Consider the following 14,258-nt stretch of genomic DNA (forward strand, 5'->3'; position numbering starts at 1 on the left):
CCGGTCAGGCCGCCGGATCCACCTCGGCCTCCAGCGGCGTCGCCGTCACCGAGGTGCCCACGTGCAGCCGGAACGCGCCGGGCTCGCGCTGCCAGCCGCCGTCCCAGTGCGCGAAGGTCCGCGCGCCGATCGCGACGTCCACCTCGGCGGACGCGCCCGCGGCGAGCTCGACGGACGCGAAGCCCGCGAGCCAGCGCACCGGACGGTCGACCGCGGATCCGTCGCGCGACAGGTAGGCCTGCACGACCTGCTTGCCGGCGCGGTCGCCCGTGTTGGTCACGCGGACGGTCGCGGTGATCCCGCCGCTGCCGTCCTCGGCGACGCGCAGGTCGTCGATCTCGTGTGTCGTGTAGCCGAGGCCGTGGCCGAACGGGTACGCGGGGGTCGCGCCGGAGCGGAGCCACGCGCGGTAGCCGACGTGGATCCCCTCGTCGTAGACCACCTTGCCGTCCACCGGCGTGACGGAGCGGACGGGCACGTCCTCCTCGGTCGCGGGCCAGGTGGTGGGGAGGCGGCCGCCCGGCTCGACGGCGCCGAACAGCACGTCGGCGAGGGCGCCGCCGAACTCCTGGCCGCCGAACCAGGCGAGCAGCAGCGCCTGCACGTCGTCGCGCCAGGGGAGGAGCACGGGGGATCCGGAGTTGACGACCACGATCGTGCGCGGGTTCGCGGCGGCGACGCGGCGCACGAGCTCGTCCTGGCGGCCGGGGAGCGCGAGGGTCTCGCGATCGAAGCCCTCGGACTCGACCTGCGCGTTGGTGCCGACCACGACGATCGCGACGTCCGCGCCGGTCGCGGCCGCGACGGCCTCGTCCAGGATGCGCTCGGGCTCCGACTCGTCGGCCTCGAGGCCCACCGTGATGCCGAGGATGCCCGCGAGGCCGCCGGGCGCGCTGGTCAGCTCGAACTCGACCTTCAGATCCACCGGCTGGCCCGCCGTCGTCTGCAGGGGCGCGGAGATGGAGGGCGGGGACAGGAGGCTCGCGCCGAGGTCCATGCCGATGGGCGCGGCGCCGTCCTCGCGGAGCAGCTCGCCGTCGGCGAAGAGGCGGCCGCGACCGGTGGCGCTGAAGCCGAACAGCACCTCGTCCGTCGTCGGCGGGGTCCAGCGCGCGGTGATCTCGATGACCGCCGCCGTGCCCGTGGGCGCGTCGCCGCCGAAGTACATGAGGGTCGTCGCCCGGCGGTCCTCCGTGAACATCTCCTGGCCGTCGGCGTCGAGGAAGCGCACGAGGGCGCCGGGCTCGCCCGTGCGGGGGTTCCGGATCTCCGCGAGCGGCAGCTCCTGGATCCCGTTCTGCACGACCGCGCCGCGCGCGTACCGCACCTCCACGCCGTCACCGAGGGCGTCGCGGATCCCGTCGAGCGGCGTGATCACGTGCTCCGGGATGACGGTCGCGCTGCCGCCGCCCTGCGTGCGCGCCTCGACGGCGTTGTGGCCGATGACGGCGACGGTGCGGAGCGCGGACGCGTCCAGCGGCAGGGCGGCGTCCTCGTTGCGGACGAGCACCGTGCCGGCCGCCTCCGCCGTGCGCGCGAACGCGACGCCGTCCTCGACCTCGACGGGCGCGGGGGCGACGGCGTCGAATCCCTCGAGCGCTCCGACGCGGGCGGCGAGGCGCAGCAGGCGGATCACCTTGCGATCGAGGTCGGCCTCGGGCACGCGGCCGTCGCGCACGGCGTCGAGGAGCGCGTCGCCCCACGCGCCGACGGGGCCGGGCATCTCGAGGTCCTGCGAGGCGCGCGCGGCGTCCACGCTGCGGACGCCCGTCCAGTCGCTGACGACCACGCCGTCGAAGCCCCACTCGGAGTTGAGCGGGGTCTCGAGCAGGTCGTTCTCGGTGGAGGTCGTGCCGTTGATGGAGTTGTACGAGCTCATCACGAGCCAGGCGCGCGACTCGATGACGGCCTTCTCGAACGCGGCGAGGTACAGCTCGCGCAGCGCCCGCTCGGACACGACGCTGTCCGCCGTGAAGCGGTCGGTCTCGTACTCGTTGGCGACGTAGTGCTTGGGCGTCGCGCCGACGCCGTTCTCCTGGACCCCGCGCACGTACGCGGCGGCGAGGTCGGCGGTGAGCAGCGGATCCTCGCTGAACGCCTCGAAGTGCCGGCCGCCGTAGGGGGAGCGGTGCAGGTTGATGGTCGGGCCGAGCACGACGTCGACGCCCTTGCGGCGCGCCTCGACCGCGGAGGCGCGGCCGTAGCGCGCGGCGATCCCGGTGTCCCAGCTGGAGGACAGCGCGGACGCCGACGGCAGGTTGAGCGACGGGGAGCGCTCGTCCCAGACCTCGCCGCGCACGCCGCTCGGGCCGTCGGAGACGAGCATGCGACGGAGGCCGATGCCCTCCACGGGCCAGGTCGTCCAGAAGTCGCGGCCGGTGATCAGCTGCACCTTCTGCTCGAGGGTGAGGCGCGCGGCCAGCTCCTCGAGGCGGGCGGTGGCGGGGTCGAGCGGGGTGGTGTCGTGCGGGTCCATGGGTGCTCCTCGGGTGACGTCGGCGTCCGGTCGATCCTGCTCGCGTCCGGCGGTCACCGGACGCCCTTCACGCGGAAGGCGGCCGCCGCGCCGAGCACGCCGGCCGCGGCGCCGGCGAGGAAGAGGCCGGGGTAGCCGGCGATCCCCACCACGCCGCTCGCGGCGGTGGGCACGAGCGACTGCGGCAGCGCCTGCGCGATGTTGACGACGCCCAGGTCCTTGCCGTTGTCCTGGTCGCTCGGCAGCACGTCGGTGATGAGGGCGAGGTCGACCGCGTAGAACGAGCCGATGCCCGCGCCGATGACGAGCTGCGCGACGTAGACGACGGCGAGGCTGGGCGCGAGGGCGAGGATCACGAGGCCCACGACCGCGACGAGGGCCGCGGCGGCCACGAAGACCTTGCGGCGGCCCAGCCGGTCGCTCAGCCAGCCGGCCACGAAGGTGGTGGCGACGACGCCGATCACGTTGAAGAGCGTCGAGACGAACACGGCGTTCGCGACGTCGGCCTGCGCGACCCCGAGGTCGTCGATGAGGTAGAAGGCGAGGTAGTTCGTGGCGGTCACGGCGCTGGCCGTGAGGAGGAAGCGCATGAGCCAGGCCCAACCGAAGTCGGGGTTGCGACGCGGGTCGAACACGAAGGACCCGAGCACCTCCTTGACGCCGAGGCGCGTGGTCGGCCGCTCGGTGAGCACGCGGTCGCGGAAGACGAGCGCGAAGACGACGACCACGGCGACGCCGATCGCGCCCGGCACGAGCACCTGCTGCGTCGTGGTGGTGAACAGCTGGACGATGAAGGTGCCGACCACGAGCGATCCGTTCTGCGCGACGCCGATCGCGGCGGCCACCCGGCCGCGGTTGCGCGGGCGGGCGGAGTCGGCCATGACGGCGATGAGCGCGGCGATGGCGGCGTTGAAGCAGCCCTGCACCAGCATCCAGGCGCCCACGAGCGCGAGCACGGTGGTCGCCTGCGTGAGCAGGAGCAGCGCGCCGTAGCCGAGGACGACCCCGCCGATGATCCACGGGCGGCGCATGCCGAAGCGGCCGGGCGTGCGGTCGGAGAGGCGGCCGGCGAGCGGGTTCACGACGAGGGCGACGAGCGCGCCGAGGCCCAGGACGAGACTGAGCGTGCCCGCCGTGCTGCCGGGCGCCACCTCGGCGACCTTGAGCGCGAGCGACACGATGATCGGCGGCAGCAGGGCGACGAACAGCCCGAGCAGCGCGATGGGCATCCCGATCTCGGCGCGACGGGATCCGGGGGGACGGGTGCCGTCGGGGTCTCCTGCGCGGGCGCGCGACGCGCCCTCGGTCTGCTGATCTCGGACTGCTGATCTCGGACTGCGTCGGCCACGGTGCCTCCAGGTTCCCGTCCGCCCTCGTCGGCGGAACGGCACGACGGTAGCACGCGAAACCGACCTACGGTAGGTATTGAGGGCCCTCATCGATCGCTAGGGTCGAGCCATGGCAGTCGACGAGGGCCCCCGCCGCTACGCCAAGGGCGCGGCCAGGCGCCGCGAGATCCTCGAGGCGGCGCTCGCCCTCATCGCCGAGCGGGGCTACTCCGCGTCGTCGCTGCAGGAGATCGCCGACGCCGTGGGCATCAGCAAGGCCGGTGTCCTGCACTACTTCGACTCGCGCGAGGCGCTCATCGCCGCGGTGCTCGAGGAGCGCGACGCCCACTCCGCCGCCGACTACCGCGAGGCGGTGCCCGACGGGGATCCCGCGGACATGGTGGGCATGCTCCTGCGCGCGAGCTCGCACAACGCCGACACGCCCGGCCTCGTCGCGCTGTACTCGCGCCTGGTCGTCGACGCGGCCGGCGCCGAGCATCCGGCGCACTCCTACATCGCCGACCGGTACGACCGCGTGGTCGGATCCGTCGCCGCGCAGGTGCGTGCCCTCGGGGTGCAGCTGCCCGCTGGCCTCGACCCCGACTCCTTCGCGCGCGTCGCGGTCGCGGTGAGCGACGGTCTGCAGCTGCAGTGGAGCTACCGCCCCGAGATCGACATGCGCGACGCGCTCGAGCGGGCGATCCGCGCGCTCAGCGGCGGGGCGCTCCCCGTGCCGTCGGCGGATCCGGCCGCGGCGACCGCCTGACCGCCGGCCTCGGCCTCCGCCTCAGAGCCGCCCGGTCGCCTTCAGCCGGATGTAGCGGTCGGCCAGCGCGGGCGGCAGGTCGGCCGGGGCCCCCGTGACGACGTCCGCGCCGAGCCGGCGCACCGCCGCCTCGACGCGCGCCACGTCGAGCAGCGCGCGCTCCGCGGCGGCGGCGCGGTACACGGCGGCGCGGCCGGAGCGGTCGGCCGCGCGCTCGGCGAGACCGGGATCCACGACCGCGGCCACCAGCACGTGGTGCGTGCGCGTCAGCTGCGGCAGCACCTGCAGGAGGGCACGCGCGCTGCCGGGGGAGTCGATGGCGGTGAGCAGCACCACGAGCGAGCGCTGCGACACGATGCGGCGCACGAGCGCGGGCACCGCCGTCCAGTCGGTCTCGAGGAGCTCCGGCTCCACGGGCGCGAGCGCGTCGACCATGCGGGAGACGACGTCGCCGCCGGATCCCGCCCGCACGCGCGCGCGGACGCGGCGGTCGTGGGCCACGAGGTCGACGCGGTCGCCCGCGCGCGTGGCGAGCGCCGCGAGCAGCAGCGACGCCTCGAACGCGGTGTCGAGCCGGGTCTCGTCCCGGATCCGGCCCGCGGCCGTGCGTCCCGTGTCGAGCACGAGCACCACGCGCCGGTCGCGCTCGGGCCGCCAGGTGCGGACGACCACGTCCTGTCGGCGTGCGGTCGCGCGCCAGTCGATGGAGCGGACGTCGTCGCCGCGCACGTAGTCGCGCAGGCTGTCGAACTCGGTGCCCTGCCCGCGCACCATGAGCGCGGTCCGGCCGTCGAGCTCGCGCAGGCGGGCGAGCCGGGATGGCAGGTGGCGGCGCGACCGGAACGGCGGCAGGACCCGGACGGCGCCCGGGGAGAGCAGGGTCGCCTGGCGCGCGGCGAGGCCGAGCGGGCCGTGCGCGCGGATCGTGACGCGCTCGGTGCGACGCTCGCCGCGGCGCGTCGGCGTGAGGGAGAGACGGATCGCGCGGCGCTCGCCGGCGGGGATCCGCACCCGGTCGCGCGTGGAGGACGCGCCCGCGGACGGCTGCCAGGCGTCGCGCACCACGCCGCGCAGGGTGCGGGATCCGCGGTTCGTCACGAGCAGCACGCTCTCGCCGGTCTCGTCGAGGCGGATCCGCGCGGGCAGCACGCGCTCGAGCGCCACCCGGCGCGGGCTCGCGGCCAGCGCCAGGTCGGTCGCCACGAGCAGGGCGACCAGGAGGATCCAGCCCGCGAGGAGCGCGTAGGCCGCGTCCGAGCCGTCGCCGAGCGCGACGAGCGGCGCGATCCCCAGGAGGAGGAGCGCGACCGTGCGTCCGGTGAGGGCCATCTAGCGGCGCGCCACTAGATCGGCACCTGCACCTGCGCCATGACGCCGCGGAGCACGGCGTCGACGGACACGCCCTCGAGCTCCGCCTCGGGCCGCAGCGCGATGCGGTGGCGGAGCACGGGCAGCACCATCTCCTGCACGTGGTCGGGGGTCACGGCGTCGAGGCCGCTCAGCCACGCCCACGCGCGGCTCGCGGCGAGCAGGCTCGTGGATCCGCGCGGCGACACCCCGAGCTGCACCGACGGCGAGCGGCGGGTCGCCCGCGCCAGGTCGACCATGTACGCGAGCACGTCGGCGCCGACGCGCACCTCGCGCACCGCGGCCTGCGCGCGACGGAGCCCGTCGGCGTCGAGCACGGGCCGGACGCCCGCCGCCTGGAGGTCGCGCGGGTCGAAGCCCGTGGAGTGCCGGCGGAGCACCTCGACCTCGGCCTCGCGCTCGGGCAGGTCGAGCACGAGCTTCAGCAGGAAGCGGTCGAGCTGCGCCTCGGGCAGCGTGTACGTGCCCTCGTACTCGACGGGGTTCTGCGTGGCCGCGACGAGGAAGGGATCCGGCAGCGCGTGGCTCTCGCCGTCGACCGTGACCTGCCGCTCCTCCATCGCCTCGAGCAGCGCCGACTGCGTCTTGGGCGGCGTGCGGTTGATCTCGTCGGCCAGCAGGATGCTCGTGAACACCGGCCCGCGGCGGAACGAGAACGCGCCCTCGCGGGAGTCGTAGACGAGGGATCCGGTGATGTCGCCCGGCATGAGGTCGGGCGTGAACTGCACGCGCGCGGTGTCGAGGCGGAGCGCCTCGCTGAGCGCGCGGACGAGCAGCGTCTTCGCGACGCCGGGCACGCCCTCGAGGAGCACGTGGCCGCGCGCGAGGAGGGCGATGATCATGCCGGTCACGGCGCCGTCCTGGCCGACGACGGCCTTCCCGACCTCGGTCCGGACGGCGAGCAGGCTGGTGCGGAGGTCGTCGGTCATGGATCCATTCTCCTGGTCGGGTCGGTGGGGTCTGTCGGGTCGGCGGCGCGGGCCACGCGGCGCTCGAGGGCGGCGAGGCGCCCGGCGAGGTCGACGAGGTCGCGGTCGGTGCGAGGGGCGTCGTCGAGGAGCAGGGCGCGGATCCCGGCGGGGTCCTCGCGGAGGGTCGCGGCCGATGCGGCCACCACGTCGTCGACGGATGCGAGGCGGCCGAGCGCGAGCGTCGTGGCGATCCGGTCGACCGTGCCCACGCGCAGCGCGTCGAGCGCGTGGCCGCGCGCATCCGCCCGCTGGTACAGCCGCGCGCGGCCCTCCGCGGTCTCGTCGGCGCGCACCACGACGGGCAGCCGCTCCACCACGAGCGGGCCGAAGCGGCGTCCGCGCCACACGGCGGCGGCGAGGGCGGCGGCGCCCAGCAGCAGGATCGCCGGGGTCACCCACCCGGGCGTGAGCTCGCCGAGCGTGGGGGGCGCGTCGCCCGCCGCGTCGTCGGGCGACGGCGTGTACCAGACGAGCCGGGGCCGCTCGCCGAGCACGCCCAGGGCGAGGGCGGCGGAGCCCTGCTCGGCGATGCGGTCGTTGGTGAGGATCGGATCCGCGCCGAGCACGGTCACGGTGCCGCCTGCCGCGAGCGTCGCGGGCACCTGGAGGAGCGCGAACGCGTCGCCGGTGTCGTCCGGGAAGCACGCGACGGCGTCCGCCGCGTCGTCGCCGAGGTACCGGAAGACGGGCGCGTCGTCGGGCACGGATCCCGCGGCCCGCGCGGCCGGCAGAGCGCAGCCGGCGTCGAGCGCCCGGTCGGCGGACTCGGCCGCGCCGCCCGCCGCGACGTCGGGCGCGATGGCCTGCAGCGTGCGGAAGTCGGGTGCCAGCAGCACCGTCCGGGTGGAGAGGCGGCCGACCTCCGCGAGCCGGTCGTCGTCGAGGCGGTCGGAGGTCGCCCCCAGCACGAGCGTCGCGTCGTCGCCGTCCCCGACGGCGGCCCGGGCCGCGGGGAGCGTGGTGGCGAGCGTGACCTCGACGCCCTGCGCCTGGAGGACCCGGGCGAGCGCCTGGGTGCCTCCCGGTGCCGGGTTGTCGGGCGCGAGGGCGTCGCCCTGCCGGGCGGCGCCGGAGACCGCGAGCGATGCCAGCGCGACGATCACGGCGAGGGCGGCCAGCGCGATCCACGTGCCGGCCCGGCGGAGCGCCTGCCGCGGCGTCCGGGTCTCGGGCGTCGCGAGGCCGGGGGGAGCGGCCGCGGGCGCGGGGACGCTCACCGCTGGCCCGCGCCCACGGGCTCGTGCAGCACGGGCACGGCCGTGCGGAGGTCGCGGTCGAGATCGGACAGCCGGTCGAGCATCTCCTCGGTGCCCGGTCGGCCGAGGTACCGGACGGCGTCGAAGTCGTCGGCGGCCACGAGGAGGCGGGCGGCGTGGGCCGGATGCGCGGATCCCGCGCGCCGGGCGAACCCGCGCGCGGTGGTGCCCGGATCCACGGCCACGATCGTGCGCTCGGCCTGCTCCCTGGCGATGGCGCGGAAGAGGTCGGATGCGGCCGCCGCGAGGTCGCCCGCCCGCCGCGACGCCTCGGCCGCGCGGCGCAGCTCCTCGGCCGAGCGCCGGTCGTCGGAGCCGAACAGCCCGTCGCCGCGCGCGGCCGCCCGCCCGCGGTCCCGGCGCGGCGCCCCGAAGACGAGGAAGGCCACCACGACGACGGCGAGCGCGAGCACCGCGATCACCACGGGCGCCAGGTCGGCGAGTCCGCCGCCCGCCCCGCCGATCAGCCCGGCGATCCAGTCGCCCACGGCCTGCGCCGCGAGGTCCAGCGCGTTCGGCCTGGCCGCCTCGTACTCCGGCTTGGCGAGCTCGTCGAGGAGGAGGCGCCGCCCGTCGTCGGCGTCCGGGTCGAGCGGCACCGCGGCGGCGTGCGCGACCGCGGTGAGGAGCGGGGAGGCGATCACGCGCGTCCCGTGCCGGGGGCGCCCGCGGGCGCGGTGTAGGGGTCGCGCGCGTCCGGACCGGTGGCGGACCCGGCGCCGGCCGCGCGCTCCTCGGCGAAGCGCGCGAGCTCGAGGTCGAGCCCCTCGCGCCGCATCCGCAGGTCGATGTAGAGGATCGCCGCGTTCGCGGACGTGACGACCGCGCCGATGCTCCCCACGACCACGCTCACCACGAGCGAGAGCAGCTGCGCGCCGATGTAGAAGACGACGGAGGCGTCGAACGTCTGGAAGTCGAGCTCCCCGTTCGGGAAGAGCACCGTCTGCAGGATGGAGGTGAGCAGCGTCAGCGGCACCGTCACCACGTTGGCGGCCGCGGACACGATCACCGCGGTGAGCAGCAGGATCCCGAGCACGCGCCAGAACGAGCCGAGGGTGAGCGACCACGACCGCCGGGCCGCCGCCAGCGGCCGGAGCCGTTCGATCACGATGGCGCTCGGCACGAGGGCGAGGCGCGTCGAGATCCAGGCGGAGACGACCACGAGGCCCATCACCCCGAGCACACCCACGAGGATCCCCGCGACGATGCCCGCACCCCCGGCGAGCACCAGCAGCACCACGATGCCGGCGAGCGCCGCGAGGACGAGCGTCCACGCCGCCGTGAGGGAGAGGCTCCACAGCACGAGCGGCACGATCCGCGGCCGGGCCAGGCGCCACAGCGCCCGCATGCGCAGCCGCTCGCCGAGCGTGCCGCGCGCCACCTCGCTCGCGACGACGCCCTGCAGGAACGCCGAGGCGACGATCGACAGCACGAGCGTGACGACGGCGGCGATCACGACCGCCGCGACGCCGCCGGCGATGAGCGGCCCCTGGTCCGCCTCACGGGCGGAGAAGATGCGCGTGACGACGAACCCGGTCACCCCGCCGACGATCACCAGGGTGATCACGCCGACCAGCCCCTGGATCAGCAGGGCGCTGCCGACCGTGGCGCCGGGGTTCCGTCGCAGCGTCTGGAACGAGCCCGCGAGGATGGCGCCGAGGCCCATGGGCCGCAGCGGCAGCAGGCCGGGCTTCGGCGGCGGGGTCCAGCCGGGCGCGGCTCCCCAGCCGGGCGGCGGGAAGCCTCCACCGGGCGGGGGAGCGTACGCCGGAGCGCCGGGCGATCCGGGCGCCGGCGGGGCCGCGTGTCCCGCGTCCCCCGGCGTGCGATCCGGATCCGGGGACCCTCCCTGACCGGACGGAGCGCCGCCCGGGGCCTGCCAGCTCTGGTCATCGGTCACGCTCGCCAGCCTCCCACAGGCGGCGCGCGATGTCCCGCGCCGGGTCTCCCGCCGATCCGGGCGGATCCACCGGCTACCCTGGGGGTTCCGAGGACAGGGAACACGTTCAGATGACAGCACGGATCCTGGTGGTCGACGACGACACCGCGCTCGCCGAGATGATCGGCATCGTCCTGCGCACCGAGGGCTTCGAGCCCTCCTTCTGCGCGGACGGCGGCCAGGCGCTCGCCGCGTTCCACGACGCGAAGCCCGACCTGGTGCTCCTCGACCTCATGCTCCCGGGCCTCGACGGCATCCAGGTGTGCGACCTCATCCGGGCCGAGTCGGGCATCCCCATCATCATGCTCACGGCGAAGTCCGACACGGCCGACGTCGTGAAGGGACTCGAGTCCGGCGCCGACGACTACATCGTCAAGCCCTTCAACCCCAAGGAGCTCGTGGCCCGCATCCGCACGCGGCTGCGCCCCGCGGCCGCCGCGTCGCCCGGGCTCCTGCAGGTCGGCGACCTCGTGGTCGACGTCGAGGGGCACGAGGTGCGCCGCGGCGAGGAGCGGATCAACCTCACGCCCCTCGAGTTCGACCTCCTGCACGCGCTCGCCAGCCGCCCGCAGCAGGTGTTCACGCGCGAGATGCTCCTCGAGCAGGTGTGGGGCTACCAGTACAAGGCCGACACGCGCCTCGTCAACGTCCACGTGCAGCGCCTGCGCGCGAAGGTCGAGGACGACCCCGACAACCCGCGCATCGTCATGACCGTCCGCGGCGTCGGCTACCGCGCGGGGGCAGCGGCCTAGCCCCATGCGCCCGCTGCCCGTGTGGCTCGTCGACTGGAGGTCGTGGCCGCGCCGCCTCACCCGGATCTGGTCGGTGTCGCTCCAGTTCCGCACCGTCCTCATCACCGTCGCGCTCTCGGGTGTCACCGTCCTGCTCATCGGCGTGCTCATGACCCAGAGCATCTCGAGCGACCTCTTCCGCCAGCGGCTCGACACCGTGCTGCAGCAGTCGAACAGCGCCACCAGCCGGATGCAGGAGCAGTTCACCTCCTCGGACGCCTCGGACCAGACCGAGCTCGAGCAGCTCCGCACGCAGGTCTTCGACGAGCTGCGCGGCAGCGCCATCAACCTCTCCGACTTCGCCTTCCGCCGCACGCCCGGCACGGAGGCGCGCAACGTGCTGCAGAACGCGTCCACCGCCGACTACGTCGACAGCCTCCTGAGCGCGGACCTCCGCCGCGCGGTCGGCGCGGGCACGGGCACGCAGCAGTGGCAGTCGGTGGCCATCCCGGTGGGGGACCAGGGCGCCACGAGCCCCGGCATCGTCGTCGGCTCGAGCATCGACATCCCCTCGGCCGGCCGCTACGAGCTGTACCTCGTCTACGACCTGGGCGACATCCAGCAGACCCTCGACTTCGTGGCCGGCACGATCCTCCTCGCGTTCCTCTTCCTCATCGTGCTCATCGGGGCGATCGCGTGGCTCGTGGTGCGGCTCGTGGTCGCTCCGATCCGCGTGGCCGCCGACACCAGCCAGAAGCTCGCCGCCGGGCAGCTCGAGGAGCGCCTCCCGGTGAAGGGCGAGGACGTGATCGCGACCCTCGCCCGTTCGTTCAACGGCATGGCCGACTCGCTGCAGTCGCAGATCACGCAGCTCGCCGACCTCTCGCAGCTGCAGCAGCGCTTCGTCTCCGACGTCTCGCACGAGCTGCGCACGCCGCTCACCACGATCCGGCTCGCGGGCGGCGTGCTCTACGACCTCCGCGAGGACTTCAGCCCGCCTGCCGCCCGCAGCGCCGAGCTGCTGCACACGCAGGTGGAGCGGTTCGAGACGCTGCTCGCCGACCTGCTCGAGATCAGCCGCTTCGACGCGGGCGCGGTGGACCTCGTGACCGAGCCGACCAACCTCGTCCGGCTCGTCGAGGACTCCATCGAGGAGTTCGAGGGCCTCGCCGCCCAGAAGGGCTCGGAGCTCCGGCTCGTCGCCCCAGGCGGCTACTTCGACGCCGAGATGGACGCGCGCCGCGTGCGCCGGATCGTCACCAACCTCGTCGGCAACGCCGTCGACCACGGCGAGGGCCGACCGATCGTCATCACGGTCGACAGCGACCGGGACGCCGTCGCGCTCGCCGTCCGCGACTACGGCGTCGGCATGACGCACGAGGAGATGGGCCACGTCTTCGACCGGTTCTGGCGGGCGGACCCGTCGCGCCAGCGCACCACGGGCGGCACGGGCCTCGGCCTCGCCATCTCCCTGGAGGACACCAACCTGCACCACGGCTGGCTGCAGCTCTGGTCGCGGCCCGGCGAGGGATCCTGCTTCCGCCTGACCCTGCCCCGGCGCCCCGACGTCCCCCTCGAGGGCTCGCCCGTCGCGCTGCCGCCCGACGACCCTGCCGACGACCGCGCCGACGAGGAGGACGCCCGTGTCCCCAGCACCTGATCCCCGCCCGCGTCCGCGCCGCGCCCCCCGCCGCCCCCGGCGCGCGGCCGCCGTCGCGCTCGTCGCGGCGTGCGCCGTGCTCCTCGCCGGCTGCGTCTCGATCCCGTCCGGCGGCCCCGTCTCCGAGGGCGATCCCGCCACCGTCACGGACGAGTCCGGCGTCAGCTACCAGCCGGACGGCCCGCAGGCGGGCGACGGCCCGGACGACGTCATCGCCGGGTTCGTCGACGCCGCCACGAGCTCCGCCGACCAGTACGGCGTCGCGCGCCAGTTCCTCTCGTCCGACTTCGCGTCGCGCTGGGATCCGTTCGCGAGCGTCGTCGTGTGGGAGGGCCAGGCCAGCACCTCGGAGGAGGTCGACGGCACCTACAGCTACTCCGTCACGACCATCGCCACGGTCGACGGGCAGGGCCACTACCGCGAGGTCGGCAGCGACCAGGAGACGCGCCTGTCCTTCCAGCTCGTCCAGGAGCGCGGCGAGTGGCGCATCGCGAAGGCACCGGACGGCATCGCCCTGCGCTCCACCTACTTCCGCGAGATCTTCAGCGCGCACGCCCTCTACTTCTTCGACCCCACGTTCTCGTTCCTCGTGCCCGACCTCCGGTTCTTCGTCACGCGCGCGTCCCAGAGCGTCAGCACGCGGATCGTCAAGTCGCTCCTCCAGGGCCCGTCGCCGTGGCTGTCCCAGCCCGCGGTCGTCACGGCCTTCCCCGAGGGCACGCGGCTGGCGTCCTCGGCCGTCACGACGGCGGGCGGCACGCCGCAGGTGGACCTGTCGACGGAGGCGCGCGCGGCGGACTCCGTCACCCAGCAGCGCATGAAGCTTCAGCTGCGCCAGAGCCTCTCCAACATCCCGTCCGTGCTCGACGTGCAGATGCTCGTCGACGGCACGCCCCTCACCGTGCCGGACCTCGGCGGCCGCGGCCCCGTCAAGGACCCGCAGGCCGAGTCGCGCCCGCTGGTCCTCGCGCAGGGCGCGTTCGGCTACCTCGGCGGGGGAGAGGTCGCGCCGCTCGGGACGCTGGGCACGCGCGTGACGGCCCTCGGAGCCGATGCCGCCACGCTCAGCGCGGACGGGCAGCAGGCCGCGGTGCGGAACGCGTCCGGGGTGTGGTCCGTCGGCGACGGCGACCGCGACGCCGTCCTCCTGGACACGCGGCCCGGCCTCGTCGCGCCGTCCCTCGACGCGCAGGGCTTCGTCTGGTCGACGCCCGCCTCGGATCCCCGCGGGCTCGTCGCGTGGGGCCCCGACGGCGTGGGCCACCCCGTCGCCGTGAGCTGGACCGCCACCGGCCGCGTCGTCTCCCTCGAGGTCGCGCGCGACGGCGCCCGCGTGCTCGTCCAGCTCGAGACGGGCGCGGGGCCGCAGCTGTTCGTCGCGTCGATCGTGCGCGACGGCGGGGTCCCGACCTCCCTCACGACGGCCCCGCTCGAGCTCCTGGCGTCGCCCGGCACCCCGCTGGACGCGACGTGGGTCGACGAGCTCGACGTCGCCACCCTGACCCTCGCGCCCGACGGCGAGCGCCAGGTGGAGATGCACCAGGTGGGCGGTCCGTCGAAGGACATGGGGTCGGCGGCCGACGGCGTCTCCATCACCGGCGCCAACGACGAGAGCGGCCTGCGCGTCCTCACGAGCGCGGGCGCCCTGCTCACGCCGCGGGGCAGCACCTGGCAGCAGACGGCGACCGGCGTCTCGTTCGTGGCGACCAAGCGCTGAACCCCTCCACGGATCCGCCCCGGCCGCCGACGACGGGCCCGGCGCG

11 protein-coding genes are annotated in these 14,258 nt (G+C 75.1%); 4 read left to right on the forward strand and 7 right to left on the reverse strand.

The genetic code is table 11. The features are described 5' to 3' along the window. Nucleotides 1–4: 4 nt before the first annotated feature. Both ITJ40_RS05105 and ITJ40_RS05110 read right to left on the reverse strand, forming a co-directional pair. A complete protein-coding gene (locus tag ITJ40_RS05105) occupies nt 5–2,476 on the reverse strand; it encodes a glycoside hydrolase family 3 C-terminal domain-containing protein (protein WP_194666040.1) in 2,472 nt (823 codons plus the stop codon). Between the two features lie 53 nt (nt 2,477–2,529). Beyond that, on the reverse strand, nt 2,530–3,705 hold the full coding sequence (locus ITJ40_RS05110; RefSeq protein WP_228511812.1) for an MFS transporter: 1,176 nt from the start codon (nt 3,703–3,705) through the stop codon (nt 2,530–2,532). A 229-nt stretch (nt 3,706–3,934) separates the two neighbouring features. Between ITJ40_RS05110 and ITJ40_RS05115 the strand changes: the two genes are divergently transcribed. Then, nucleotides 3,935–4,570 carry a TetR/AcrR family transcriptional regulator gene (locus ITJ40_RS05115; RefSeq protein ID WP_194666041.1) on the forward strand — a complete coding sequence of 212 codons (636 nt, stop codon included), beginning with the start codon at nt 3,935–3,937 and terminating at the stop codon, nt 4,568–4,570. Nucleotides 4,571–4,591: 21 nt separating this feature from the next. On the opposite strand, the gene ITJ40_RS05120 is transcribed toward ITJ40_RS05115, so the two are convergent. The 5 genes from ITJ40_RS05120 to ITJ40_RS05140 are packed head-to-tail and all read right to left on the reverse strand — an operon-like array spanning nt 4,592 to nt 10,065. Next, nucleotides 4,592–5,899, reverse strand: a complete 1,308-nt coding sequence (locus ITJ40_RS05120; RefSeq protein ID WP_194666042.1) for a DUF58 domain-containing protein — start codon at nt 5,897–5,899, stop codon at nt 4,592–4,594. A gap of 14 nt (nt 5,900–5,913) precedes the next feature. After that, the gene (locus ITJ40_RS05125; RefSeq protein WP_194666043.1) at nt 5,914–6,867 is read right to left on the reverse strand and encodes a MoxR family ATPase; all 954 of its coding nucleotides are present in this window, start codon (nt 6,865–6,867) and stop codon (nt 5,914–5,916) included. Further along, nucleotides 6,864–8,126, reverse strand: a complete 1,263-nt coding sequence (locus ITJ40_RS05130; protein WP_194666044.1) for a DUF4350 domain-containing protein — start codon at nt 8,124–8,126, stop codon at nt 6,864–6,866. Before ITJ40_RS05130 ends, ITJ40_RS05125 begins: the two co-directional genes overlap by 4 nt. After that, on the reverse strand, nt 8,123–8,809 hold the full coding sequence (locus tag ITJ40_RS17405; protein ID WP_194666045.1) for a DUF4129 domain-containing protein: 687 nt from the start codon (nt 8,807–8,809) through the stop codon (nt 8,123–8,125). Before ITJ40_RS17405 ends, ITJ40_RS05130 begins: the two co-directional genes overlap by 4 nt. Then, nucleotides 8,806–10,065, reverse strand: a complete 1,260-nt coding sequence (locus ITJ40_RS05140; protein WP_194666046.1) for a hypothetical protein — start codon at nt 10,063–10,065, stop codon at nt 8,806–8,808. Before ITJ40_RS05140 ends, ITJ40_RS17405 begins: the two co-directional genes overlap by 4 nt. Nucleotides 10,066–10,175: 110 nt before the next feature. On the opposite strand from ITJ40_RS05140, the gene mtrA reads away from it, so the two are divergent. Genes mtrA through lpqB form a run of 3 tightly spaced genes read left to right on the forward strand, consistent with a single transcriptional unit; the run spans nt 10,176 to nt 14,212 of the window. After that, the gene (gene mtrA / locus ITJ40_RS05145) at nt 10,176–10,856 is read left to right on the forward strand and encodes an MtrAB system response regulator MtrA (protein ID WP_194666047.1); all 681 of its coding nucleotides are present in this window, start codon (nt 10,176–10,178) and stop codon (nt 10,854–10,856) included. 4 nt (nt 10,857–10,860) lie between these two features. Continuing rightward, a complete protein-coding gene (gene mtrB, locus ITJ40_RS05150; RefSeq protein WP_194666048.1) occupies nt 10,861–12,495 on the forward strand; it encodes an MtrAB system histidine kinase MtrB in 1,635 nt (544 codons plus the stop codon). Continuing rightward, entirely contained in the window at nt 12,479–14,212 is a 1,734-nt protein-coding gene (gene lpqB / locus ITJ40_RS05155; protein WP_194666049.1) for a lipoprotein LpqB, read from the forward strand. Before mtrB ends, lpqB begins: the two co-directional genes overlap by 17 nt. Nucleotides 14,213–14,258 lie beyond the last annotated feature (46 nt).

Source organism: Clavibacter sp. VKM Ac-2872 (genome assembly GCF_015351105.1).
Lineage (GTDB): Bacteria > Actinomycetota > Actinomycetes > Actinomycetales > Microbacteriaceae > Clavibacter.